Raw genomic sequence first — 25133 nt, 5'->3', positions numbered from 1 at the left:
CTCTCATTATGTCCACCATGTCCGCACTCGAAACACTCATCGACCTGGCGCAGCGCGAATCCGACGCCTGCGCCAAGCGCCTGGCCGCCGCGATGAAGGCGGTCGAGGAAGCCGAACAGAAGCTGCAGATGCTGCACGGCTACCGCGACGATTATGCGAACCGGCTGGACGCGGCCATGGTGGCCGGCATTACCCCCTTTGCGCGCCAGAATTTCGTCGCCTTCCTGGACAAGCTGGACGCGGCCGTCAACGGCCAGGCCGAAGTGATCCAGCATGCGCGGCGCAAGGCGGAAAAGGAAAAGAAGGCCTGGCAGGAAAGCGAACGCAAGCGCCTGTCCTACCGCACGCTGACCGAGCGCGCGGCGGCCCAGGCGCTCGCGCTGGACAACAAGCGCGACCAGAAGATGATGGACGACTACGCGGCGCGTTCGGCGCGCCGCAACAGCAATTAGCACCAGTACCGATCAACGAGCGATACCACCGCGGCGACACACCATGCAGACGAATCTCCCTATCCAGCTCAACACCACCGGCAGCGCCGGCCAGCGCAACGCCGTCAATGGCGGCGCCAACGCCAGCGACGGCGGCCAGTTCGGCGCCATGCTGTCAAACGAGATGGAGCGCAACGCGCCGGCCCCGGCCCCGGCCAAGCCCCAGCAGGCGAGCAAGCCGCAGGAAGCCGCCAAGCCGGCCCAGCCGGACGATGCCAAGCCGGCCGACAGCCAGGCCGGCGCCGCCGATGCGGCCAATCATGCCCAGCAGGCCGACGATGCCGGCAAGGCCGACGCCGCCGACCAGGCCGATGCCCAGGGCGAAGAAGCGGCCGACGGCAGCGCAGCGCCAACCGACCCGGCCAGCGCCATGCTGGCGCTGATGGCCAGCCTGCAGAAGCCGGCCGACGAGGCGGCGACCGGCAAGGCCGCCGCCACCACGGATGCCCCGAGCCAGGCCTGGGATGCCTTGAACGGCGCGCGCGGCAAGCGCAGCGACGCCGGCCAGCTGGCCGCCCTGCAAGCGGCCCTCAAGTCGACGGCCAAGGAAACGGGTGCCGACGGCGGCAAGACCTTCGCCGCCACCGGCACGCCGAAGAACCCGGCGCTGGCGGCGGCCGGCGCCGCCCTGGGCGCCGACGACAAGGCCGGCGCGGGTGCCGCCGTCACCGGCGCCGGCACCGGCAAGGACGGTCCGATCGACCTGCGCGCGCTGCAAGGCGTCGCCAAGGCCGAGGGCCAGGCCCAGCCGGAAGTGGAATTCACGCTGCAGCAGGCGCGCGACGCCGCCCTGCTCGCGGCCCAGAAGGAAGCCGCCCCGGCCGCCGCGGCCCTGGCCCCGGCCCAGCCGGCATCGCTGGCCGCCGTGCAGGCCGCGGCCGCCGCCAGCGAACAGCTGACGGCGCGCGTGGGCACCACGGCCTGGGAAAACCAGGTCGGCCAGAAAGTCGTCTACATGGTCGGCAGCGAAGAGCAGACCGCCTCGCTGACGCTGAACCCGCCGGACCTGGGCCCGCTGCAGGTCGTGCTGTCGGTCAGCAACGACCAGACCAACGTGACCTTCTCCTCGAACGAGCTGGAAGTTCGCCAGGCCCTGCAGGACGCCCTGCCGCGCCTGCGCGAGATGATGGACCAGAGCGGCATCGCGCTCGGCAATGCCACCGTCAACGCCGGCATGCCGGACGGCAGCCAGGCCCGCGACCAGGCGGCGCGCAATGACGGCGGCTTCGGCCGCCGAAACGGTAGCGGCCGCGGTAACAATGGCCGCGACGACGGCGCCATCGTCGGCGAAACCACGGTCCGCCCGGCCCGCGCCGTCGCGGGCGGCGCCCGCGGCGCGGTCGATACCTTCGCATAATCCACGTAACGCAACCGACCGTTGAACGCGTGGACGGCCGAGCCGTCCACCCTACGTAGGGTGGACGGGTTTCCCGTCCACGCGTTCAACCACCGTCGAAACACCAGCCAACAAGCCCCAGCCCCCGGCTTGTTCACAAGGAAATGAGGAGATGACCCTCGTTCCCCCCTCTTTTCAACCGTTGCCGCTGCTCACTTTTTCTCGATAATGCCATAATCACGGCACCATCCAGAACAGCGGGAACAGAGATAACTTGAAAGCGAATCCAAAAGTGAAAGCCGATCCGAAGGCGGAAGCACCAGCGCCGGCAGCAGCCGGTGGCGGCAAGGGCAAATTGATGATGATCGTCGGCGCGGTCGTGCTGGTGCTCGGCCTGGGCGGCGGCGGCGCGGCGTGGTACTTCATGCACGGCAGCGGCGAGGCCGCCGAGGCGGCCGAGGAAGCGCCCAAGAAGGAAACCAAGAAGAAGAAAAAGAAGGAAGAAGCGCCGGCGGAATACATCGCCATCGAGCCGTTCACCGTCAATCTGCAGCCGGAAAACGGCGACCAGTACCTGCAGGTCGCGTTCACGCTGCAGGTCGAGGGCCCGGAACAGGCCGAGCTGGTCAAGACCAACATGGCGAAGGTGCGCAGCCGCGTGCTGCTGCTGCTGTCGGGCAAGAAGGCGTCCGAGATCAGCACGGTCGAGGGCAAGCAGCAGCTCGCCGGCGAGATCCTGGCGGCGGTCAAGGAACCCTTCGACGCGCACGGTGACGAACAGGAAGTTTCCGACGTCTTGTTTACCTCGTTTATCATCCAGTAAACAGCCTTACCCCGGACAAGCAGCATGGCCGATAATTTTCTCTCACAGGAAGAAGTCGATGCCCTCCTCAAGGGGGTCAACGGCGATCAGGACGACATCGCGACGCCTGAAGACGCCTCGGGAGTCCGCACCTACAACCTGGCAACGCAGGAGCGGATCGTCCGCGGCCGCATGCCGACGCTCGAGATCATCAACGAGCGCTTCGCCAGGTACCTGCGCGTCGGCCTGTTCAACTTCCTGCGCCGCAGCGCCGAAGTGTCGGTGGGCTCGGTGCGGGTCTCGAAGTACAGCGAATTCATCCGCAACCTGGTGGTCCCGACCAACCTGAACCTGATCCACATGAAGCCGCTGCGCGGTACCGCGCTGATGGTGTTCGATCCGGGCCTGGTGTTCCTGCTGGTCGACAACCTGTTCGGCGGCGACGGCCGCTTCCACACCCGCGTGGAAGGCCGCGACTTCACCCAGACCGAGCAGCGCATCATCATGCGCATCCTGGACATCGTGTTCGAGGCCTATGCCAAGTCGTGGGAACCGGTGTACCCGATCGAGTTCGAGTACATCCGCTCGGAGATGAACACGCAGTTCGCCAACATCGCGACCCCGAACGAAGTCGTGGTATCGTCCACGTTCACCATCGAGCTCGGTTCCGTCTCCGGCCAGATCCACTTCTGCATGCCGTATTCGATGATCGAACCGATCCGCGATACGCTGACCTCGAGCCTGCAGGGCGAGGCGCTGGAAGTCGACAAGCGCTGGATCCGCCTGCTGACGCAGCAGATCCAGGTGGCCGAAGTGGAACTCGTCGCCGTGCTGGGCCACGGCAAGGCGAACTTCGACGAAATACTGAACATGAAGATCGGCGACGTCATCCCGATCTCGGTGCCGGAGCACATCCAGGGCACCGTCGACGGCGTACCGGTCATGGACTGCAGCTACGGCGTCTTCAACGGACAATACGCGCTGAAGGTCGAGAAGCTGCTGGCCAACAGCGACACGTTCAACAAGGATGGGCCCGGTGCAGGAAGCGCCAATCCCTTCCAGAGTAACCCAGGAGAGTAATCATGTCTGATACCCAAGACGACCAGGAAAACCTCGACGACGACATGTGGGGCGCCGCCATCGCGGAACAGGCCGCCGCCGAAGCGGCCGCGCTGGCCAACCAGCAGCAGGCCGCCACGGCCGCCGTGTTCAAGGATTTCTCGAACAAGGGCCCGCGTCCGGACACCCCGAACGACATCGACTTCATCCTCGACATCCCGGTCCAGCTGACCGTGGAACTGGGGCGCACCAAGATCGCCATCAAGAACCTGCTGCAACTGGCGCAGGGTTCCGTGGTCGAGCTGGACGGCCTGGCGGGCGAACCGATGGACGTGCTCGTCAACGGCTGCCTGATCGCCCAGGGCGAGGTGGTCGTGGTGAACGACAAGTTCGGTATCCGCCTCACCGACATCATCACGCCGTCGGAGCGCATCCGCAAACTCAACAAATGAGGCGCCTGCTGACCATCCTGGCCATGGGCATCGCCTTCCCGCTGGCCGCTTCGGCGGCCCAGCAGGGAGGCGCGACACCGCCCGCCGGACCAACAACGCAAGCGCGCAACGACGATGCCGGCACCAAGCCGGCATCTGTCGTTCCGGCGCCCGATAAAAACACGGCCCCTGTCGCCCCGCCGCAACAGCCTGCGGCCACCACGCCGCGCGCCGCCGCGCCCGATGCCGCGTCCGGCATCACGGCCGGCACCACGGTGGGCGAGCCCGGCACGGGCAGCGCCGCGGGCACGGATCCGAACGCCAACGCGGACACCGCCAACGGGGGCGCGGGCACGAACGCCAACGCGACACTGCCGACCACGCCGGCCCAGCCTGCCGCGACGGCGCCGGTGGCGCCCGCCACGGCCCCGGTGGCGATGCCGTCCGGCTCGGCCACGGGCAGCCTGCTGCAGACGCTGTTCGCGCTGGTCGCCGTGCTGGCCCTGCTCGCGGGCCTGGCCTGGTTCCTGAAACGCTATGGCCCCAAGGTCGGCGGCGGCACGGCCAACCTGCGCATCGTCGGCTCGCTGAACCTGGGCGGGCGCGAGCGCTTGCTGGTGGTCGAGGTGGGCGACCAGTGGATCGTGGTGGGCGCCTCGCCCGGCCGCGTGAACGCGCTGGCGACCATGCCACGCCAGGAAAGTGCCGGCATGCACCCGGGCGCCAGCGAAGGCGCTACACTGGCTCCCCACGCGCCGGCCGCGGGCAACTTCGCGGACTGGCTGAAACAGACGCTCGATAAACGGAAGTAATACGCGGAAGTCATACGCAAGTGATACGCACCAAACAACGAATCCTCCTGGCGGCCGGCCTGACGCTGCTGCTGCCGCTGGCGGCACTGGCCGCGCCGAGCGTCCCCGCCTTCACCACCAGCGCCGGCCCCGGCGGCACCACCTACTCGCTGCCGGTGCAGACGCTGCTGTTCATGACGGCGCTGACCTTCATCCCGGCCGCCCTCTTGATGATGACGAGCTTCACCCGCATCGTCATCGTGCTGTCCCTGCTGCGCCAGGCGTTCGGCACCCAGACGGCGCCGCCGAACCAGGTGATGATCGGCCTGTCGCTGTTCCTGACGCTGTTCGTGATGGGCCCCACGTTCGACCGCATCTACACGGAAGCCTACGTGCCCCTGCAGGAAAACCGCATCCAGTTCGGCGAGGCGATGGACAAGGCCGCCGTGCCGCTGAAGGGCTTCATGCTCAAGCAGACGCGCCAGTCCGACCTCGCCCTGTTCGTCAAGATCTCGCGCACCCCCGCCCTGCAGGGGCCGGAAGACGTGCCGCTGCGCGTGCTGATCCCCGCCTTCATCACGAGCGAGCTGAAGACGGCATTCCAGATCGGCTTCGCCATCTTCATCCCCTTCCTCATCATCGACATGGTGGTGGCGTCGGTGCTGATGTCGATGGGCATGATGATGATGTCGCCGGCCGTGATCTCGCTGCCGTTCAAGCTGATGCTGTTCGTGCTGGTCGACGGCTGGCAACTGCTGCTGGGCTCCCTGTCCCAGAGCTTCTACTAGGAGGCCGCGATGACCCCGGAAAGCGTGATCCAGATGGGCCGCACGGCCATGGAAATATGCCTGATGGTCTCGGCCCCGCTGCTGCTGGTGGCCCTGATCATCGGCCTGGTCGTCAGCATCTTCCAGGCCGCCACCCAGATCAACGAACAGACGCTGTCCTTCATTCCCAAGCTGGTCGGCATCTTCGTCGCCCTCGTCGTGGCCGGGCCGTGGATGATCGGCGTGATGACGGACTACATGCGCACGATCTTCACGGGCATTCCGGGGATGATCGGGTGATTTCCGTGTGATTTCCTTTACCTCGACCGAGCTGTACGCCTGGATCGGCACCATCATCTGGCCGCTGACGCGCATCCTCGCGCTGGTGGCCGCCGCCCCCGTGTTCGGCAATACCGGCGTGCCCCAGACCGTCAAGCTCACGCTGGGCGCGCTGCTGGCCAGCATCGTCGCGCCGAACCTGCCGCCGGTGCCGAACGTGGACCCGATGTCGTGGGCCGGCACGCTGATCCTGATCCAGGAAATCCTGATCGGCGCGGCGATGGGCTTCGCCATGCGCCTCGTGTTCGCCGCCATCGAATTTTCCGGCGAGGTGGCCAGCCAGACGATGGGCCTGTCCTTCGCCAGCTTCTTCGACCCCAACACCTCGGCGCGCACCTCGGCCATCAGCCAGTTCCTGGCGCTGGTGGCCACGCTGGCCTTCCTGGCCACGAACGCCCACCTGGTGATGATCGAGGCGCTGGTCGAGAGTTTCTACACGCTGCCGATCTCGGCGACACCGATGTCGCTGGCGGCGCCGCTGGAAATGGCGCGCTGGGGCGGCCGCATCTTCTCGGCCGGCATGCAGATCGCCATGCCGATCGTCGCCACCCTGCTCGTCACCAACATCGCCCTGGCGATCCTGACCCGCGCCGCACCGCAGCTGAACCTGTTCGGCATCGGCTTCCCGATCACGCTGGGCGCGGGCTTCCTGGTGATCAGCATTACCCTGCCCTACCTGAACACGCCGCTGCAGAACCTGTTCAACCAGGGGATCGAGGCGGGGAGAAGGATTCCGCGGACGGGTGGGGAAAAGCAGAACCAGGCCGCTACGCCACCCGCTCCGGTGCCTGCGCCGGCAAACCGCTGAACGCGTTTCATCGCTAACGAAAAACCGTCGTCCCTGCGCAGGCAGGGACCCATACCGAGCTTCAGAATTCGATGGCTCGATGCCACCGGCTTCGCTTGGTTCAGCATGGGTCCCCGCCTACGCGGGGACGACGGAGTTTTAGGGTAGAAAATTACGAGATGTAGTTGAACAGCGACAGCCCCGACATCGTCTTGAACGACACCTGCGCCGCCTGCAGCGTGGTCTGCTGCTGCGAGAACAGCGAGATGGCCTTCACCATGTCCAGGCCCGTCAGGTCTTCCAGCGTGCTCTGGTACTGGATGTTGAGGTCGTCGCCCGTGCTGTCGAGGTAGTCGAGTTCCTTCTCGCGCGCGCCCACCGAGGCCTGCACGGTCAGCACGTTGTCCAGCGCGTTCTTCATGTTCGAGCCCGCTTCCGCCAGGCGGTTCGCCAGCTCGGCCTTGCCGGTCGAGCCATCGGCCGGCATGCGCAGCGTCTGGATCAGGTCGGTGATCGTGGTGAACACCGACTGGTTCTCGCTCGGCTTGACGGAGAAGGTGTCGCCGTCGGCCGGCTCGCCCTTGATGTCGAGCGACATGCCGCCGAACGTAATGCTGGCGCCGGCCGTGTAGGGCTGGTCTTCCAGCACGTTTTCCACCGGGTTCTTACTCGTTTTGACGACGGTATAGGTTGTCACAGCGGGGTCGCCTACTTTGGTGAAATTGATCGCGAAACTGTCGCCCTTGTAACTCCCACTGTCGACCACCGAGCCCGGCGAGACGATGCCCGAGCCCGTATTGGCATCGCCCTGCAGCGCCTGGAACTTGCCGTTGCCCGTCTTGATGGTCTCGAAGATCGCGCTGCCGCTCTCGCTGATCGGCATCTTGCGGGTCGAGCCCACCTGCAGGCTGCGCTGGCCCTGGTCGCCCTGGTAGGTGGCGCCCGTCGTGGTCTGGGTGAACGGCTGCGTGGTCGACTTGTAGCCGGAGAACAGGTAGCCGCCCGTGCCGTCGGCCGTGTTGGCCAGGCCCAGCATGTCCTTCAGGCGCCCTTCCAGCTCCGTGGCCAGCGCTTCGCGGTCGCTCTGCGTGTAGCCGCCGTTGCCGGCCGTGACGATCAGCGACTGGATGTCCGTCATCTGGGCCGACACGTCCTGCAGCGTCTTGTCCACCAGCGACAGCGAGGCGCGCGCGGCGCTGCGGTTGGTGCCGAACTGGGTGTTCATCGACTGCGACTGCGTGACCTCGAGGGCGCGCGCGGAGGCGATCGGATCGTCCGCCGCCGTCAGGACGCGCTTGTTGGTCGACAGCTGCATCTGGGTCTTGGCGATCTGGCTCTGCAGTGTGTTGATCTGGCTAGTGCCGGTGGCGTAGATGGAAGCGGTACTGAGGCGCAGGGTCATGGTGCGGTTTCCTTGTGGTCAGGCGGCGATCAATGGCCGATCGACAGCAGCGTGTCGAAGATGGTGTCGGCGATCTGCATCACCTTGCCCGAGGCCTGGTAGGCCTGCTGGTACTTGAGCAGGTTGGCCGCTTCCTCGTCCAGGTTGACGCCGGAAACGTTGTTGGCGGCGGTCTGGGCCGCTTGCAGCTGGGCATTCGCGGCCTCGGCGTTGACCTGTACCTCGCGTGCCTTGTTGCCGATCGTGCTGACCATGTTGGCGTAGGCGGACTGGTAGGTGGCCTTGCCGTTGTCCAGGATGTTCTTCGACTGCAGGTCGCCGATCAGGCTGGCATTGCGGGTGTCGCCCGAGCCCGTATTGTGGGCGATCTTGAAGGTGTCGCCGTTGGCCGGCTTGCCCGTCATGCCGACCGTCATGCCGCCGAAGCTGTAGCTGGCGCCGTCCTTGAACGGCACCGTTTCGCCAGGATCGTAGGTCTTGGACTCGCCGTTCCACGTCATGGTGACGGTCTGGCCGGTCGGGAAACCCGTCAGGTTGCCGCTGGTGCCGTCGTAGGTCAGCGTCACCGGCGTGGCGTCCGTCAGCGGCGAGGCCAGGTAGTTCTTGTCGACCGAGCCTTCGCTGATCTTGCCGGTGCCCTTGTTGGTCAGCGGGATGCTGGTGGCGATGGGGGCCGCGGCCGCGATCTGCGACTGGTCGGTCAGCGCCAGCTTCATGTTCGAGGCGCCGTTGATGGTCGGGCGCACCAGGAAGTTGTCGCCGGCAGCGACCTTGGTATTCGAGATCTTGAAGTCGATCCCGTCGATGGTCTGCGCCGTGCCATTCTGCGGGAACGGCGAGATCACCGTCTTCTTGTTGTCCGACTGGCGGATGACGTTGTAATTGGTGCCGTCGAACTCGACCTTGTAGTCGCTGGTGGTGAGCTTGGTCGCGTCGCTGATCGTCGCCGTGATCTTGGTGTCCGACGTGATGTTGTTGTTGACGTTCTTGGTGACCTCGGCCGGCGGCACGGTGAAGAAGTCGGCGCCCGGGTTGCCGTTGGCATCCAGGCCCAGGTGCTGCTGGTCGTTGATCGTGGTGGCCATCGCGATGGCGATGCGGCCCAGCGAATTCTGCGCCAGGTCGAGCGACTTGGTGCGGAATTCCAGTACCGAGCCGAGGGCGCCGCCGGTCAGCGTGCTCTCCGGCAGCGGCGTGGTCTTGGCGCCGTTGATGTAGCCGACCGTGATGCGGGTCTGGTCGGTCGGCGACTGCATCGCCGCCAGCTGGTAGGCCGTGGTGCCCACGACCAGCGGCTGGCCGTTGCCGATCGAGACGGTCAGGCTGTTGTTGTCGCCCGGAACCACGGTGGCCTTGACCTGCTTGTTCAATTCCATGATCAGCTGGTCGCGCTGGTCCAGCAGGTCGTTCGGCACGTCCAGGTCGCTGCCCGCGGACAGCTTGCCGATCTGGTCGTTCAGCTTGGCGATCTGGTTGGCGTAGACGTTGATCGTCTCGACGCTGGCCGTCAGCTGGGTATTGACGCCCTCGCGGATCTCGCCCAGGCGCTTGTCCATGGACTGGAAGCGCGCCGTCAGCGTCTCGGCCGACGTCAGCAGCGAGCCACGCGAAGGCACGCCGGCGCGGTCGCCCGTCAGGTTCTGCACCGAGGCGAAGAAATCCTGCAGCGCCGGCGACAGGCCCGAGGTGCTGTCGGCCAGCAGGTTGTCGATCTGGTTGATCTGGGCTTCGTACGCTTCCAGGCCGCTGGTCTGGGCCTGGGCCGTGCGCACCTGGGCGTTCAGGAACTCGTCCGAATAGCGCTTGACCTGGGCGATCTGGGTGCCGGTGCCGATGAAGCCGCCGCTCGTCTGCATCGCCGTCGTCGTCGCCTGCACCACCGCCTGGCGGCTGTAGCCGGCCACGTTGGCGTTGGTGATGTTGTGGCCCGTGGTCGAGAGGGCCGCCTGGGCCGCGAACAGGCCGGATTTGCCGATGCTGAGGAGGGACATAGTGTTTACCTGTGTGTTGTGTCATTGACGGCAAATTTCGCCGGAACTTTATTGTTTTTTTCAGCGTCCACGCAATGTTGCCGTATTTGCCATCACGGTCAAGCCAGCGAATGCTTGATGATGCGCGACAGCTTGGCGGCGTACTGCGGGTCGGTCGCGTAGCCGGCGCGCTGCAGGCCGTGGGCGAAGGTCGAGGCGTCGCCGCCGTGCTGCAGCACTTTCTCGTAGCGCGGGTTATTGCCGATCATGCGGGCGTAATCCTTGAACGCGTCCGCATGGCTGTCGTAGGCGCGGAACTTCTCGACCTTGCGGTGCGGATGGCCGTTCACGTACTCGGTGGTCACGGCGGTGGCGACCTTGCCCTTCCAGTCCCCGCCTGCCTTGATGCCGAACAGGTTGTTGCTCGAGCTACCGTCGGCGTTGCGGATCATGCGCTTGCCCCAGCCCGTTTCCAGCGCGGCCTGGCCCAGCATGAACTTGGCCGGCACGCCGGTCGCCTGTTCGGCTTCCTCGGCGGCGTCGGCCAGCTTTTCCTGGAAGGCGCGCACGTGGGCCGGCTTGTTCTCGTTGTTGGTGCCGCGCGCGCTGCCGGTAATGCCGGACGCCGCCGAGGCCGCGGGGCGGTCGGTCGACATCGTGTCGGACGAGCGCAGCATGCGCGACGCATCCTGCAGCGCCTGGCTGGTGCCGGTGGCGCCGGAGCTCGCGTCGGCGCCGATCGACAGCGCCTGCTTGTCCATCTGCGCCATCGCCGCCTTGCCCTGCTCCTGGGCGCCCAGCTGGCGCACCAGCACGTCGGCCAGGCCGATGCCGCGCTTGGCCAGCTTCTGGCTCATCTGCTGGTCCAGCATCGTGGTGAAGGTGCGGGTCTCCTGGCTGTCCATGGGACCGTCCTTGGGCGTCGCGTCGCGCATGCTCTTCATCATCATGTTGATGAACATGGATTCGAACTGCGTCGCCGCGCCCTTCAGGGCGTCGGACGAGCCGCTCTTGGCGCCGCGCTTGAGGTCGCCGAGGGCATTGGTGTCGAGCGCGAACTTGCCGGACAGGTCGGGAGTGGAGCCGAGCATGGTATTCCTTCTTTGCTGGGGTCGGTTAGATGATCTCGAGTTCCGCGCGCAGCGAACCGGCGGCCTTCAGTGCCTGCAGGATCGCCAGCAGGTCTTGCGGGGTGGCGCCGATGGCGTTCATCGCCTTGACCACCTCGGCCAGCGAGGCGCCGTTGTTCAGCGCGATCACCTTGCCCGCATCCTTCTTGATCGACACGGACGGGTTCTGGGTGACGACGGTGGCGCCGCGCGAGCCGGCCGGCGGCTGGCTCACCTGCGTGTCGTTGCCGATGCTGACCGACAGGTTGCCGTGCGAGATCGCGCACTGCTCCAGCGTCACGGCGCGGTTCATCACGACCGAACCGGTGCGCGCGTTCAAGATGATCTTGGCTGCCGCCTCGGACGGACGCACGTCCATGTTTTCCAGCGTGCCCAGGAAGGCCACGCGCTGGTCGCTCGACGAGGGCACGCGCACGCGGATCACGCGGCCATCCAGTGCGGTGGCGATGCCGGGGCCGAACTTGTCGTTGATGACTTCCACGACACGGCTGGCGGTGGAGAAGTCGGTCGCGTTCAGTTCCAGCTTGACCTGGTTGTCGGCGCCCAGGTTCGACGCGACGGCGCGCTCGACGGTGGCGCCGGCCGAGATGCGGCCCACGGCCAACTGGTTCACCTGGACCGATGCGCCGCCCGCCTGGGCGCCGGCGCCGCCGACCAGCACGTTGCCCTGGGCCATGGCGTACACCTGGCCGTCCGCGCCCTGCAGCGGGGTCATCAGCAGCGTGCCGCCGCGCAGGCTCTTCGCATTACCCATCGAGGACACGGTCACGTCGATGGTCTGGCCCGGCTGGGCGAACGCCGGCAGCGAGGTCGTGACCATGACGGCCGCGACGTTCTTCAGTTGCAGCTGGGTGCCGGCCGGCAGGCTGATGCCCTTCTGCTGCAGCATCGCCATGATCGACTGCACGGTGAACGGGGTCTGCGTGGTCTGGTCGCCGGTGCCGTCCAGGCCCACGACGATGCCGTAGCCGGACAATTGGTTCTGGCGCACGCCGCCGATGCTGGCGAGGTCCTTGATGCGTTCGGCGTGGGCCGGCATGGCGACGACCGGGCCCAGCAGGGCTGCACAGAGGGCGATCAGTTTCAGGTTCAGGCGCATGGTCTTCAAAGAATCAGAACGGCAGCAAGGATTGGAAGAAACGCGACATCATCGAGGTCATCTCGGCGCGGTCGATCTGGCTGTTGGTGCGGTACTCGACGCGGGCATCGGCCACCAGCGTGGAGGACACGATGTTGCCGGCCTGGATGGTGTCCGGATTGACCATGCCCGAGAAGCGGATGAACTCGACGCCCTTGTTCATGGCGATCTGCTTTTCGCCGACCACGATCAGGTTACCGTTCGGCAGCACCTCGGAGACGGTCACGCCGATCGTGCCGGTGAAGGCGTTCGACGCGCTCTGGGTGTCGCCGTCGGCGTACTTGGTGCCCGAGCTGGTGCCGATATTGGCGCCCAGCCTGCCCTGCAGCGGCCCCGGGATGCCCATGTCGACGCTGCCCGACTTGTTGCCGCTGCTGGCGCCGCTCTTGTTGGCCGAGGTCTTCTCGACGATGCTCACGGTCAGGACGTCGCCGATGTGGCGCGCGCGGCGGTCTTCGAACATCGGACGGTAGGTGTTGACGTTGAAGATCGCGCCTTCCGTCGGCGTGCCGGTGTCGGCCAGCATCGGGCGGACGGAAGTCGGCTGTTTCACGATCGAGGTCGGGGTCGAAGCGCACCCGGTCACGAGAATCAACGTCGCCCCTGCGAAGGCAGGGGCCCAATTGCGAATGTTAAAAAACATTTTCATTACAGTTGAGCGAGTTTCTGCAGCATCTGGTCGGACGTCGTGATCGCCTTCGAATTGATCTCGTAGGCGCGCTGGGTCTCGATCATGTTGACCATTTCCTCGACCACGTTGACGTTCGAGGTTTCGACGTAACCCTGCATCAGCACGCCGGAACCGTTGGTGCCCGGCACGTTGGCGTTCGGGGTGCCCGAGGCGCCGGTCTCGGCGTACAGGTTCTCGCCCAGCGATTCGAGGCCGGCCGGGTTGATGAAGGTGTGCAGCTGGATCGCGCCGATCTGGGTGGCGGCGGCCTGGCCCGGGGTGGTCACGGACACGGTGCCGTCGCGGCCCACGGTCAGCGACAGCGCGTTCGGCGGCACGGTGATCGGCGGCTGCAGCACGTAGCCGCTGGAGGTGACCAGCTGGCCGTTGGAATCGGTCTGGAACGAGCCGTCACGGGTGTAGGCCTGGGTGCCGTCGGGCATCGCCACCTGGAAGTAGCCGGCGCCGTTGACCATCACGTCCTTCGAGTTGCCGGTCTGTTGCGGGTTGCCCTGGGTGTGGATGCGCTCGGTGGCGACGGTGCGCACACCGGTACCGATCTGCAGGCCGGACGGCAGCTGCGTCTGTTGCGAGGATTGCGCGCCGGGCTGGCGCACGTTCTGGTAAAGCAGGTCCTCGAACACGGCACGCGACTTCTTGAAGCCGTTGGTGCTGACGTTGGCGAGGTTGTTCGAGATGACGTCGAGGTTGGTCTGCTGCGCCTCGAGGCCGGTTTTTGCGATGTGAAGCGAACGGATCATGGTGTCCTCCAAACGGCAACGAGAACACCTCGTCGCCCACCATGAAATTATGTCCCAGGGGCAATCAAGTCAAAGAGAGGATCTGAGCGGCTTTCGCCGCGTTATTCTCGGCGTTCTTCAACAGGCTCATCTGTGTCTCGAAGGACCGGCCCAGCGAGATCATGTCGACCATCGCTTCCACGGCCGAGACGTTGCTGCCTTCCAGCGCCCCGCCCGTCACCGTCACGGACGCGTCGGCCTGGGCGGCGCTGCCGTCCTTCAGGCGGAACAGGCCGTCGTCGCCGCGCACCAGGTCGGCCCCGTTCGGATTGACGAGCTTGATGCGGCCCAGCACGGTCGAGGCGGCCGGGCGGTCGGTGGTCGGCATCGTGGCGATGGTGCCGTCCGAGCCCACCGAGATGGTGACGTCGGGCGGAATCGTGATCGGACCGCCCTCGCCCGCCACGGTCTGGCCGCCGCTCGTCTGCAGCAGGCCGTTGGGGCTGACCTGGAACGCGCCGTTGCGGGTATAGGCTTCGGAGCCGTCCGGATTCTGCACGGCGATCCAGCCGCTGCCCTTGACGGCGACGTCGAGGTCGCGGCCCGTGACCTGGATGGGGCCGGCAGAAAAATCGGCGCCGACCGTGTTGTCGACCACGAAGGCGCGCGTCGGCATGCCTTCGCTCCGGACCGGCACGGCACGGAAGGTATCCAGCTGGGCACGGAAGCCCGTGGTGCTGACGTTGGCCAGATTGTTCGACGTCGTCGCCTGCTTTTCCAGGATGTGCTTGGCGCCGCTGGCTGCCGTGTAAATCAACCGATCCATGTTTGTTCTCCGAACTACTGATTTACTACCGTCGTTCCCGCGAAGGCGGGAACCCATACTGAGCTTCAGAATTCGATATCTCCAAGCTACCGACTTCGGTCATTCAGCATGGATCCCTGCCTTCGCAGGGACGACGAACTAACGACGATTAACGCAGGTTCACCAGCGTCTGCAGCACGGAGTCCTGGGTCTTGATGGTCTGCGCATTCGCCTGGTAGACGCGCTGCGCCGTGATCATGTTGACCAGTTCCGCCGTCAGGTCGACGTTCGACGCTTCCGTCGCGGCCGACTGCAGCACGCCGAAGCTGCCCGAGTCCGGCGTGCCCACTTGCGGCGTGCCCGATTCGGCCGATTCGGCCCAGGCGTTGTTGCCCAGCGGCTCGAGGCCGTTCGGGTTGGTGAAGTTGGCGAGCACGACCTGGCCCAGGGCCTTGGTCTGGCCGTTGCTGTACTGGCCCAGGATGGTGCCGTCGTCGGCCGTCGAGAAGCGCTGCAGGCGGCCGGCCGTGTAGCCGTCCTGGACCGTCTTCTTCTCGCTGGTGTCGCTGCCGTACTGCGTCGTGCCGGCGAAGTTCAGCGTGAACGTCATCGTGTCCTTGGCGCCGGTCGGCGGATTGATCGGCAGGTTGATGGTCAGCGGCAGGGTCTGCGGAGGATCGAGCTTGCCCATCAGGGCGGTCGACAGTGCGCCGTTCGAGTCGAACTTCAGCGTACCGACTGGCTTGCCCGGCACCGAAACCACTGCGGAAATCTGGGCATCGATCTGCTCCGGCGTGATGCCCGGCGTGGTGCCGGCGCTGCCAGCGGCGGCCGTGATGGCGGCCTGGGCGGCGTCACGGGCGGCCTGGCTGTTCGGACCGTTGCCGATAGCGGCCAGGGCGGCCGTGGTAACTGCCTTGCCCGCCGCGTCCGCGTACGCCTTGGCGGCAGCGTCCACGTCGGCCTGGACCAGCGGCGACGCCTTGGTGGCAGCGAGCCAGTCGGCGCGCGCCTTGACCGAATCGGCATCCGCCTGGCTGGCCGAGGCCGCCTCGGCGGATGTGATCTCGACGCCGTCGCTGCCCGCATACACGTCCCAGGTGCCGGCATCGGTCTTGACGTAGTACATCGACATCGTGTGCGCATTGCCCAGCGTGTCGTAGACCTGCACGGGGATCTGCTTGTTGTAGGTTTCCGGGTCGTCGGCGTTGAACGGCACCTTGGTGGGCGGCTTGGTGCGCGAGTCCAGGTTCATCGCGGTCTCGACCTTGGTGGTGGTCACCGGCTTCAGGTCGGCCGTGTTGATCTGCAGCGGCTGCGGGGTGCCGGCCAGGATCTGGTTGTTGGCGCCCACGCCATAGCCGGTCAGCTTGGCGCCCTGGGCATTGACGATGTAGCCGTTCCGGTCGAGCGAGAACTGGCCGTTGCGGCTGTACTGCACGAGGCCGTCGGTTTCCATGCGGAAGAAGCCGGAACCGTTGATGGCGATGTCGAGCGGGTTGTTCGAGGTTTCGATATTGCCCTGGGTGAATTGCTGGGCGATGTCGGCGACCGACACGCCGATGCCGGCGGTCTTGCCGCCCGCGCCATTCAGCGAACGGGCGTAGACGTCGGCGAACTGGGTCGTCGAGCCCTTGAAGCCGACGGTGCTCGCGTTGGCGATGTTGTTACCGATGACGTCCAGCGATTTCGCCGCGCCGTTCAAGCCGCTCAGGCCTTGTTGGAAAGACATGTGATGCTCCTGTGTTCGAGATTCGGATGCTGCGGTTTAAAGGTTCTGTAGCGGCGCGCTTACAGGACTTGCTTGATGTCGGCCAGCGTGAGCGTGCCCGACACGGGCAGGTTCAGCTTGACGCCATCGGTGGAATTGGTGGTGACGCTCAGCACGCTGTCGAAGGACAGGGTCTTGGCATCCTTCAGCGCCTCGCCGCCGCGGGTGGCGGCGACGGAGATGGTGTAGGTGCCGTCGGCCACGGTGACGGGCTTGCCGTCGCTGCCCAGCTTGGTCGGGTCGGGGACGCCGTCCCAGGCAAGCGGAACGATGCCGGCCTTGGTCGCGCCCAGGTCCATGGTCTGCACCACGTTGCCGGCCTTGTCCGTGATCGTCACCTGCACGGCGTCGGCATCGCTGCCCAGCTCGACGCCCAGGATGCCCTTGCTGCTGGACAGCGTCACGGTGCTGCCCTCGACCAGCACGCCGTGGCCGATCAGGTTCGTGGCCTGCAGCGCTTCCGAGCTCTGGTAGCTCGACTTGAGCGATTCCAGCGTCGTGTTCAGCTTGTTCACGCCGGTCACGGTCTGCAGCTGGGCCAGCTGGCTCGTCACCTGGGCGTTGTCCAGCGGGTTCAGCGGATCCTGGTTCTTCAGCTGGGTGACCAGCAGGGTCATGAACTTGTCGGTGTCGGCCTGCACGCTGTCGGTCGCGGTGGCCGGCTTGGCGTTCATGGTCGACATCAGGTCGGTGATGTTCGAGGTGGTGTTGTTGGTTACGGTCGTCGCCATGGGAGCGTCTCGGGTCTGGGCTTGAAGGAAAGGGTTACTGGCCGATGGTCAGCGTCTTGAGCAGCATGGTCTTGGCCGCGTTCATCGTCTCGACGTTGTTCTGGTAGGAACGCGAGGCCGACAGCATGTTCACCATCTCGTCGACCACGTTGACGTTGGGCATGCTGACATAGCCCTTGTCGTCGGCGAGCGGGTTCTTGGGGTCGTATACCTGCTTCAGCGGCGACGGGTCCTCGACCACTTCGCGCACCTTGACGGCGGTGGCGCTGCCGTTCGCGCCGCTCATCGGGACGGCCTCGAACACGACCTGCTTGGCGCGGTAGGCTTCGCCGGTGGCGCTGGTGGCGCTGTCGGCGTTGGCCAGGTTGCTGGCCGTGGTGTTCAGGCGCATCGACTGGGCCGTCATGGCCGAGCCGGCGACGCCGAAGACATTAAACAGGGACATGGTTACTGGCCTCCGGACTGGATCGCGGTCATCAGCTCGCGGATCTGGTGGTTGATCATCGAAATGCCCGCTTCGTAGCGCAGCGCGTTGTCGGCGAACTGGGTGCGTTCGGTATCCATCTCGACCGTGTTGCCGTCGACGGCGCCCTGGGTGATCGTGCGGTACAGCACCGGGGTGCCGTCGGCCAGCGCCTTGCCGTCGGCCGCGCCGTTCGGGTAATGCGCCTTGGCCGTGGTCGACAGCGGGCCGCCGCCCTGGCCGCCCTTCGCGACGGCATTCTGCAGGGCGCTGGCGAAATCGATGTCGCGCGCCTTGTAGTTGGGCGTGTCCGCATTGGCGATGTTCGACGCCAGCACTTCCTGGCGCTGTGCGCGCAGGCTCAGCGCCGTCTCGTTGAAACGCAGGTAGTCGTCGAGTTTGCCGATCATGGTGCTCTCCGGTGGATGGACAGCATGGATCATACGGACCCCGAGACTCTTCCCATCGGGCAATAAGGGGCCCCAAAACCAGTCTATTCGATGTTTCAGCACGGCATCAACAAGCCTAAGATGGCAACCGTCGTAAAAACCACACCATCGCCATCCATGAAACGCACGTTGTTCACCATTGCGCTGCTGGCCGCCTCCTTCATCGGCGTTCCGGCTTTCGCGCAGAGCGCGCAACCCGCCGGCGCGGGGGCACGCCAGAACCTGAATGCGCTCAAGCCCGTGATCGAGCAATTCCTCAAGACCCAGGCGGCCGGCCTGCCGGGCACCGTGACGGTCAAGGTCGGCGCGATCGATCCGCGCACCGCCGTCGCCTCCTGCCCGGCCCCGGAAGCCTTTTTGCAGCCGGGCGCCCGTCCCTGGGGCAAGACCACGGTGGGCGTGCGCTGCACGGCGCCGTCGAACTGGACGCTGTTCGTCCAGGCCCAGGTGAGCGTCCAGGCCGAGTATGTGGCGGCCGCCCTCCCCCTGGCCCAGGGCCAGGCGATCGAGGAAGCCCAGCTCGTGTTGGTAAAAGGCGACATCGCGGCAATGCCGAACGGCATCATCACGGACATGGCCCAGGCCGTTGGACGCACGCCGACCGTGTCGCTGGCGGCCGGCACGCCGCTGCGCCTGGACACGCTCAAGAGCAAGCCCGTCGTGCAGGCCAACCAGGCCGTACGCCTGGTGTTGAACGGCAATGGTTTCTCGGTATCGGCCGACGGCAAGGCCATCGGCACGGCCGGCGACGGCCAGGTGGTGCAGGTGCGGACTCCGTCGGGATCGATCGTCAGCGGCACTGCGCGCAGCGGCGGCATGGTCGAGGTGGCGTTCTGACCGGATAGGCCACGGCATCGACCGGTGGTTACAGATAGTTGCAGGAGATGCTAAAGTTTTCGGCGGAGACGCCGATAACCCAGGCAGATCCCGGGCTTTCTGCTCGACCTGAGAAGGATGATGCTGTGAAAATCAACGATACATTAAAAGGCAACGCTGGTATTCCGGCCCCCAACACGCCGGCAACCACCAATGCAAAAGCGAACGATGCGGCCGCTGCGAGCAAGACCACGCCCGCGGCGACCGACACGGTAAGGCTGTCTTCGCAAGGCCAGGCACTGGCCGGCACGGGCAGCACGAGCCAGGTGTTCGACACCAAGAAAGTCGAACGCATCAAGGCGGCCATCGCCGATGGCCAGTTCCAGGTAAATTCGGAGAAAGTGGCGGACGGCCTGCTGGAAACGGTACGCGACCTGCTGCATTCCCGCCAACGATAGATCATTTATGGCCATAGCATCCCCTGGCGCGACCCTGCGCGACGAACAGCAACTGATCGGTTCCATGGTGGAACTGATGAAGACGGAGCAGCAGCTCCTTGTCAGTGCGGATGCCGATGGCCTCTCGACCCTCACGCCGGAAAAGCTGAAGCTGGCGCAACAGGCGGCCGAACTGTCGCGCCTGCGCCACCGCGCCCTCGGCACCGCGGGATTCGTCGCCGGCGAAGCGGGCATGGAGCCCTGGCTGGCCGTCGCCGGCAATGCCGAGGCGCGCGGCGACTGGGACCGCCTGCTGGACCTGACGCGCGAAGCCAAGGAGCTCAACCGCGTCAACGGCATGCTGCTCAACAAGCAGCTGGCCCATACCCAGGGCGTGCTGAGCGCCCTGCGCGGCCCGGCCAACGGCAATGCCAGCGTCTACGGCAAGAGCGGCCAGACCATGGCGGCCGGTCCCTCGAAGCGCTTCGTGGTCGGTTGATGCGGAGGGGTCAGAGTCCGGTGTTGCCGGTTGGACGCTGACCCCGGTGTTCCGCCGCGAACGATTATTTCACCGTAACCCCGTTCCCGACGGATTCCTTCGCCAGCATGGCTTCCAGCTGCTCCGCCCACACGGGCGGACTGAAGTAATAACCCTGGATCTCGTCGCAGCCGTGCGCCTTCAGGAATTCCATCTGCTCGCGGGTTTCCACGCCCTCGGCCACCGCCTCCAGATTCAGCCCGTGCGCCAGCGCGATGATGGCGCAGGTGATGGCGGCGTCGTTCGGATCGTCGATCACGTCCTTCACGAACGAGCGGTCGATCTTGAGCACGTCCAGCGGGAAGCGCTTCAGGTAGCTCAGCGACGAGTAGCCGGTGCCGAAGTCGTCGATCGACAGGGCGACCCCCAGCGCCTTCAGCGAACGCAGCACGCTGGCCGCCTCGCCCGTGTCGCGCATCACGGTGCTTTCCGTGATCTCCAGTTCCAGCGCGGAGGGCGGCAGGCCGCTGTATTCCAGCGCCGCGCGCACGCGCTTGTCCAGGCCGGCCTGCTGGAACTGGCGTGCCGACAGGTTCACCGATACCCGCACCGGCGGCAAGCCCCGCTCCCGCCAGCCGGCCGCCCGCACGCAGGCTTCGCGCAGCACCCATAGATCGAGTTCCTCGATCATCCCCGTCTCTTCGGCGATGGGGATGAAGCGCCCCGGCGGCACCAGTCCCAGCACCGGGTGGCGCCAGCGCACCAGCGCTTCCACACCGACGATCGCACCGTCCTGCGTCGCGCCGCCGGCCACGCGGATGCGCGGCTGGAACTGCAGCACCAGCTGGCCGCGCTCGAGCGCATGGCGCAGCAGCGCCTCCATGTCGACGCGCTCGCGGATCGCCTCGGCGATCTCGGCCGTGTAGAAGCGGTACTGGGCGTGGCCCTCGGCGCGCGCGCTGCCCATCGCCACCTGGGCCATCTGCAGCAGCGCCTCGGCATCGCACGGCTGCTGCGGCAGCAGCGCCACGCCGACGCCGGCCGACAGGAACACGCGCTGGCCGCGCAGCACATACGGTTCGCGCAGGCAGCCGAGCAGCTTCTCGGCCAGCGCCGCGGCGGCCGCGGCGTCCGAGTTCTTCTGCACGACGATGAATTCGTTGCCGCCCTGGCGCGCCAGCATGTCGCCCGGCTGCAGCAGCGCGGACAGGCGCTCGGCGCATTCGCGCAGCACGTCGTCGCCGCCGGCCCAGCCGTAGCCGCTGTTGATCTTCCTGAACTCGTCCAGGTCGAGCACCAGCACGGCCAGCGTGCGTCCCAGGCGGCGCGCGCCGTCGATCGCCTCGTCCAGCGCTTCCAGGATGCGCGAGCGGTTCGGCAACCCCGTCAGCGCGTCGCAGGTCAGCTGTTCGAGCACGGCGCGCTCCAGGCGGCGGCGCTCGGAAACGTCGCGCACCACGGCCACCTGCTGCCCGGTCGGCATGGCGGCGCGCCGCACCTCGGCCGGGAACGCACCGGCGTGCGGGCGCCGGCAGCTGGTCTCGTCCTGGCCCGCGCCCGGCGGCACCAGCGCTTCCAGCGGCATCCCGGCCGCCGCCTCGCGCGACACCCCGAACATCTGCTCGGCGCGCGCGTTCATCATGGCGATGCGGCCGTCGGCGCCCGCCAGCACGATGGCGTCCGGCGCCGCTTCCATCAGGCCGCGGAACTTGTTCTCGCTTTCGACCAGCGAGCGCTCGGAGCGCTGCAGGAGCAGGTAGGGTGCCTGCACGGCGGCCACGTAGACGGCGCGGTACAGGAACAGGTAGGCGATCACCTTGTAGACGTGGCCGATCATGTTGAACACGTCGTCCGGGGCGTCGTACATGGCGAAGCCCACGCCCGACAGCGCCAGCACCGCGGCCGCCGCGGCCAGGTAGCGGTCGGTGCGCAGGCCCGTCCGGAACGCGCGCGCCAGCAGCAGGCCGGCCGCCAGCGCGTTGATGGCGACCAGCGCCAGCTCGCAGCCGATCTTGAACGGCGTCAGGCCGCGGCCCGGGACCCAGGTCGCCGGCAACGCGAGCGGACCGCCCAGCGCCTGCCAGGACGCCAGCAGCACCAGGGCCAGCGCCGTGGCGAACGCCGCGCGGTGCAGCGCGCGTCCCACGGTGCGCTCGCGCGGCGCCAGCGCGGCGCCCAGCAGGGCCAGGGCACCGATGGCGCGCGCGGCCAGCCAGAACGCGATGCCGGTCGCCACGTTCCCCGGTCCGCCGATGCCCGGCATGCCCTGCACCGTCATCAGGTGGCCCAGGTCGAGCAGGCCCACCGCCAGCGCGGCCGGCGCCAGCAGCGCCACGCGCACGGGGATGCGCCGGCCGATGCCATGCCAGCCGGTGCTGAACACCAGCAGGGCCACCACCACCGCGAACACTTCGACCGCCGTGTGCAGCGACAGGTACCAGCGCGGCTGCCACGGCAGCACGGCCTCGCCGCCGAGCGCCAGCCAGGCCGCGAACGCGGCCAGCACGGCGACCAGCAGCGCCAGGCGGCGGCCCGTGGAGATGCGGCGCAGCCACAAGTGCGCGCGGAACGTGGCGCCGCCGCTCATGCCGCCCGTCCGTTCGCCTCGGCCAGCCGGGCGCGCAGCAGCAGTTCGAGCTCGGCCGCGCCGAGCGGCCGCGCGAACCAGTAGCCCTGCATCAGGCGGCAGCCGTGGGCATCGAGGAAGGCCTGCTGGGCCGCGTCCTCGACGCCTTCCGCGATCACCTCCAGCTTGAGCGAGCGGGCCAGCGCGATCACGGCCTTGGCGATGGCCGCGTCCTCGCCGTCGCCGATGTCGGCGATGATCGAGCGGTCGATCTTGAGCGCATGGATCGGGAAGCGCTTCAGGTTCGACAGGCTGGCCGGGCCGGTGCCGAAGTCGTCGATGGCCAGCCGCACGCCCAGCGCCGCCAGGCGCGCCATGGCGGCGGCCGCGACGTCGGAATTTTCCATCAGCACGCTCTCGGTGATCTCCAGCGTGAGCATGGCCGGATCGACGCCCTCCTGCGCCAGCAGGCGCGCCGCCAGGCCGGCCACGTCCTGCTGGCGGAACTGGCGCGCCGACAGGTTCACGCTCATGCGCAGGGGCAGTCCCATGCGCGCGAGCAAAGCCTGCTGGCGCAGCGCCTGGGCCAGCGCCCACTCGCCGATCGGCACGATCAGGCCGGTCTCCTCGGCCAGCGGGATGAAGTCGGACGGCTGGATCAGGCCGCCGTCCTGCGGCTGCCAGCGCAGCAGCGCCTCGACGCCGACGATCTCGCCCCGTACGGCATCGACCTGGGGCTGGTAGTGCAGCACGAACTCCTCGCGCTGCAGCGCGTGCTGCAGGCCCGTCTCCAGGCGCAGGTGCTCCTCGGCGCGCGCCAGCATGTCGGCCGCGTAGAAATGGAAGCCGTTGCCGCCGCCCGCCTTGGCGTGGTACATGGCGCTGTCGGCGGCGCGCAGCAGCGCGTGGCTGTCCTGGCCGTCGCGCGGGTACATGGCGATGCCGATGCTACCGCTCGGGAACACTTCCTGGCCGGCCAGCATCAGCGGCTGGAACAGCCCGCCCTGCACCTTGCGCGCGACGGTGGCCGCATCGTCCGGGCCTTCCAGGTCGGCCAGCACGACGACGAATTCGTCGCCGCCCTGGCGCGCCACCGTGTCGCTCTCGCGCAGGGCCGAGGACAGGCGCCGCCCGATCTCGACGATCAGCCGGTCGCCGGCCTCGTGGCCGAGGCTGTCGTTGATGTGCTTGAAGCGGTCCAGGTCGACGAACATCACGCCGACCTGGCGCCCGCTGCGCTGGGCCTGGACGATCGCCTGCGCCAGGCGGTCCTGCAACAGCAGGCGGTTCGGCAGCCCGGTCAGCGCGTCGTGGTTGGCCATGCGCAGCAGCGCTTCCTCGGCCTGCTTGCGGCGCGAGATGTCCTCGACGGCGAAGATCAGGCGCAGCTGGCCGCTGGACGCCTCGCGCATGGTCGAGGCGCTGACGGCAACCCAGACCAGCGTGCCGTCCTTGCGCCGGTAGCGCGTCTCGCGCTGGTAGTCGCGCAGCTCCCCGGCGACCAGGCGCGCGACCAGGGCGCGGTCTTCGGGCAGGTCCTCGGGACAGGTGATCTGGTGGAAGAAGCGCTGCAGCAGCTCGATCTCGCTGTAGCCGACGATCTGCGACAGCTTGCGGTTCACGCGCAGGAAGTGGCCTTCGCGCGACAGCAGCGCGATGCCGACGGCGGCCTGGCTGAACGTGAGGCGGAAGAATTCCTCGCTCTCCTGCAGGCGCAGGCGCGTCTGGCGCCGGTAGGTGACGTCCTGGCCGATCAGCAGCAGCAGCCAGCCGCCGGCCTGGCGCGTGCGCCGGATGTTGAATTCGAACCAGCGCACGCCTTCGTCCCCGATCGCGACGGCGGCGGCAATGCCGTCCTGCGGCGCGCCCGAGGCCAGCGCCGCGGCCGCGCGTTCGGCCAGTTCGGGATTCGCAATCAGCGTGGCGAGCGGCGGATGGGCGGCCAGCGCCTCGTCCGGGATCGCCAGCATGTCGCTCATCGCCTTGTTCATCGACAGCACGCGGCCGTCGGCGTCCACGACGATCAGGCCGGCCGGCATCGCGCCGATCACCTGCTCCAGGTAGTTCTGGTGCTGTACCAACTGGCGCCGGCCGGCGTGCGCATAAGTGTCGAGCGCCAGGCCCATGTCGAACGCGACGACCTTCAGCACGGCGTCGCAGGCGGCGGGAAAGCGTTCGGGCGTTTCGCGCATGCGGCGCCACAGCAAGGCCATCAGGTCGGACAGGCACTTGCGGTAGGCACCGATGTACCACTTCGGTTCCAGGCCGATGCGCTCGTGCGCCACGCCCACGCGCAGGCGGTTGCGCACATAGTCCTCACCGTAATTGCCGGCCAGCAGGCTCGACAGGTAGGCCCCCTGGGTACGGCGCAGGCCTGCCTCGACGGCGTCGTCGGCAACCAGCGCGCGCGGCGCGGGAAAGCTCAGCACGTGCGCGTAGAAGCTCTCGGCGAAGGCCTCGGCATCGTCTGCCAGCAACGCGTGCATCTCGCGCAGCCGCGCCAGGTCGTCCTCGCCCAATTCCAGGAACGCCTTGCGCGCGACGATTTCTTCCTCGTCCAGGCCGATCTCGCGCGCGATCGTTTCGATGGAATCGGGCGCCTCGAGCATCCCGCCGACCGTGCCCCGGCCTTCGCCCGGACAACCAGGCTTCCCGCTATATGTATTCGTCAAGATCGTCTTCGTCCGTTCCAGGATGCTCGTGCCGACATCCGTCGCGGCCAGCGGCACGGTCTCATTGAGAAAGGAAAAGTGCTGTCGCGAAA

25 protein-coding genes are annotated in these 25133 nt (G+C 67.0%); 12 read left to right on the top strand and 13 right to left on the bottom strand.

The genetic code is table 11. The features are described 5' to 3' along the window. Positions 1-8 precede the first annotated feature (8 nt). The 9 genes from fliJ (at position 9) to fliR (ending at position 6824) form a co-directional block, all read left to right on the top strand. Positions 9-452 carry a flagellar export protein FliJ gene (gene fliJ, locus QPK32_RS06140; RefSeq protein WP_290411898.1) on the top strand — a complete coding sequence of 148 codons (444 nt, stop codon included), beginning with the start codon at positions 9-11 and terminating at the stop codon, positions 450-452. 43 nt (positions 453-495) lie between these two features. After that, positions 496-1848, top strand: coding sequence for a flagellar hook-length control protein FliK (locus tag QPK32_RS06135; RefSeq protein WP_290411897.1), 1353 nt, complete (start codon positions 496-498; stop codon positions 1846-1848). A 253-nt stretch (positions 1849-2101) separates the two neighbouring features. Further along, entirely contained in the window at positions 2102-2650 is a 549-nt protein-coding gene (gene fliL / locus QPK32_RS06130; protein WP_290411896.1) for a flagellar basal body-associated protein FliL, read from the top strand. A gap of 24 nt (positions 2651-2674) precedes the next feature. Then, positions 2675-3709, top strand: coding sequence for a flagellar motor switch protein FliM (gene fliM, locus QPK32_RS06125; RefSeq protein WP_290411895.1), 1035 nt, complete (start codon positions 2675-2677; stop codon positions 3707-3709). Positions 3710-3711: 2 nt separating this feature from the next. Then, positions 3712-4140, top strand: a complete 429-nt coding sequence (gene fliN / locus QPK32_RS06120; protein WP_290411894.1) for a flagellar motor switch protein FliN — start codon at positions 3712-3714, stop codon at positions 4138-4140. Next, positions 4137-4931: a flagellar biosynthetic protein FliO gene (gene fliO / locus QPK32_RS06115; RefSeq protein WP_290411893.1), complete on the top strand. Its 795-nt coding sequence runs from the start codon at positions 4137-4139 to the stop codon at positions 4929-4931. The genes fliN and fliO overlap by 4 nt, the downstream gene beginning before the upstream one ends. A gap of 20 nt (positions 4932-4951) precedes the next feature. Continuing rightward, positions 4952-5698: a flagellar type III secretion system pore protein FliP gene (gene fliP, locus QPK32_RS06110; RefSeq protein WP_374046704.1), complete on the top strand. Its 747-nt coding sequence runs from the start codon at positions 4952-4954 to the stop codon at positions 5696-5698. Positions 5699-5707: 9 nt separating this feature from the next. Next, the gene (gene fliQ / locus QPK32_RS06105; RefSeq protein WP_290411892.1) at positions 5708-5977 is read left to right on the top strand and encodes a flagellar biosynthesis protein FliQ; all 270 of its coding nucleotides are present in this window, start codon (positions 5708-5710) and stop codon (positions 5975-5977) included. 7 nt (positions 5978-5984) lie between these two features. Beyond that, the gene (fliR, locus tag QPK32_RS06100) at positions 5985-6824 is read left to right on the top strand and encodes a flagellar biosynthetic protein FliR (protein ID WP_290411891.1); all 840 of its coding nucleotides are present in this window, start codon (positions 5985-5987) and stop codon (positions 6822-6824) included. A gap of 151 nt (positions 6825-6975) precedes the next feature. Here the strand turns inward: fliR and flgL are convergent, their stop codons facing one another. The 11 genes from flgL to flgB all read right to left on the bottom strand — a co-directional run bounded on the left by flgL (position 6976) and on the right by flgB (position 18033). Continuing rightward, positions 6976-8205, bottom strand: a complete 1230-nt coding sequence (gene flgL, locus QPK32_RS06095; protein WP_290411890.1) for a flagellar hook-associated protein FlgL — start codon at positions 8203-8205, stop codon at positions 6976-6978. Between the two features lie 29 nt (positions 8206-8234). Next, positions 8235-10196 carry a flagellar hook-associated protein FlgK gene (gene flgK, locus QPK32_RS06090; protein WP_290411889.1) on the bottom strand — a complete coding sequence of 654 codons (1962 nt, stop codon included), beginning with the start codon at positions 10194-10196 and terminating at the stop codon, positions 8235-8237. A gap of 98 nt (positions 10197-10294) precedes the next feature. After that, positions 10295-11266: a flagellar assembly peptidoglycan hydrolase FlgJ gene (flgJ, locus tag QPK32_RS06085; RefSeq protein ID WP_290411888.1), complete on the bottom strand. Its 972-nt coding sequence runs from the start codon at positions 11264-11266 to the stop codon at positions 10295-10297. Positions 11267-11291: 25 nt separating this feature from the next. After that, positions 11292-12404 (bottom strand): flagellar basal body P-ring protein FlgI, encoded by a 1113-nt coding sequence (locus QPK32_RS06080; RefSeq protein WP_374046703.1) that lies wholly within the window; start codon positions 12402-12404, stop codon positions 11292-11294. Between the two features lie 13 nt (positions 12405-12417). Next, positions 12418-13086 carry a flagellar basal body L-ring protein FlgH gene (locus tag QPK32_RS06075; RefSeq protein WP_290411887.1) on the bottom strand — a complete coding sequence of 223 codons (669 nt, stop codon included), beginning with the start codon at positions 13084-13086 and terminating at the stop codon, positions 12418-12420. Positions 13087-13091: 5 nt separating this feature from the next. Then, positions 13092-13874: a flagellar basal-body rod protein FlgG gene (gene flgG / locus QPK32_RS06070; RefSeq protein ID WP_290411886.1), complete on the bottom strand. Its 783-nt coding sequence runs from the start codon at positions 13872-13874 to the stop codon at positions 13092-13094. Positions 13875-13938: 64 nt separating this feature from the next. Further along, positions 13939-14679, bottom strand: coding sequence for a flagellar basal-body rod protein FlgF (gene flgF, locus QPK32_RS06065; protein WP_290411885.1), 741 nt, complete (start codon positions 14677-14679; stop codon positions 13939-13941). Between the two features lie 148 nt (positions 14680-14827). Beyond that, complete coding sequence (locus QPK32_RS06060) at positions 14828-16390, bottom strand: flagellar hook protein FlgE (RefSeq protein ID WP_290411884.1); 1563 nt, start codon at positions 16388-16390, stop codon at positions 14828-14830. Positions 16391-16449: 59 nt separating this feature from the next. Next, positions 16450-17160, bottom strand: coding sequence for a flagellar hook assembly protein FlgD (locus QPK32_RS06055; RefSeq protein WP_290411883.1), 711 nt, complete (start codon positions 17158-17160; stop codon positions 16450-16452). Between the two features lie 34 nt (positions 17161-17194). Continuing rightward, a complete protein-coding gene (gene flgC / locus QPK32_RS06050; protein ID WP_290411882.1) occupies positions 17195-17605 on the bottom strand; it encodes a flagellar basal body rod protein FlgC in 411 nt (136 codons plus the stop codon). Positions 17606-17607: 2 nt separating this feature from the next. Further along, a complete protein-coding gene (flgB, locus tag QPK32_RS06045) occupies positions 17608-18033 on the bottom strand; it encodes a flagellar basal body rod protein FlgB (protein WP_290411881.1) in 426 nt (141 codons plus the stop codon). A gap of 156 nt (positions 18034-18189) precedes the next feature. Between flgB and flgA the strand changes: the two genes are divergently transcribed. The 3 genes from flgA (at position 18190) to QPK32_RS06030 (ending at position 19824) form a co-directional block, all read left to right on the top strand. Further along, the gene (gene flgA / locus QPK32_RS06040; RefSeq protein ID WP_290411880.1) at positions 18190-18909 is read left to right on the top strand and encodes a flagellar basal body P-ring formation chaperone FlgA; all 720 of its coding nucleotides are present in this window, start codon (positions 18190-18192) and stop codon (positions 18907-18909) included. 125 nt (positions 18910-19034) lie between these two features. Continuing rightward, on the top strand, positions 19035-19346 hold the full coding sequence (gene flgM / locus QPK32_RS06035; RefSeq protein ID WP_290411879.1) for a flagellar biosynthesis anti-sigma factor FlgM: 312 nt from the start codon (positions 19035-19037) through the stop codon (positions 19344-19346). Positions 19347-19353: 7 nt separating this feature from the next. Further along, on the top strand, positions 19354-19824 hold the full coding sequence (locus QPK32_RS06030; RefSeq protein WP_290411878.1) for a flagella synthesis protein FlgN: 471 nt from the start codon (positions 19354-19356) through the stop codon (positions 19822-19824). A 64-nt stretch (positions 19825-19888) separates the two neighbouring features. Here the strand turns inward: QPK32_RS06030 and QPK32_RS06025 are convergent, their stop codons facing one another. Together QPK32_RS06025 and QPK32_RS06020 are read right to left on the bottom strand one after the other, a co-directional pair. Then, positions 19889-22390, bottom strand: coding sequence for a bifunctional diguanylate cyclase/phosphodiesterase (locus QPK32_RS06025; protein ID WP_290411877.1), 2502 nt, complete (start codon positions 22388-22390; stop codon positions 19889-19891). Continuing rightward, positions 22387-25041, bottom strand: coding sequence for an EAL domain-containing protein (locus QPK32_RS06020; protein ID WP_290411876.1), 2655 nt, complete (start codon positions 25039-25041; stop codon positions 22387-22389). The genes QPK32_RS06025 and QPK32_RS06020 overlap by 4 nt, the downstream gene beginning before the upstream one ends. Positions 25042-25133: the final 92 nt, after the last annotated feature.

The organism is Massilia sp. YIM B02763 (genome assembly GCF_030412015.1).
GTDB lineage: Bacteria > Pseudomonadota > Gammaproteobacteria > Burkholderiales > Burkholderiaceae_D > Telluria.
This window is presented reverse-complemented; position numbering and strand designations above follow the sequence as displayed.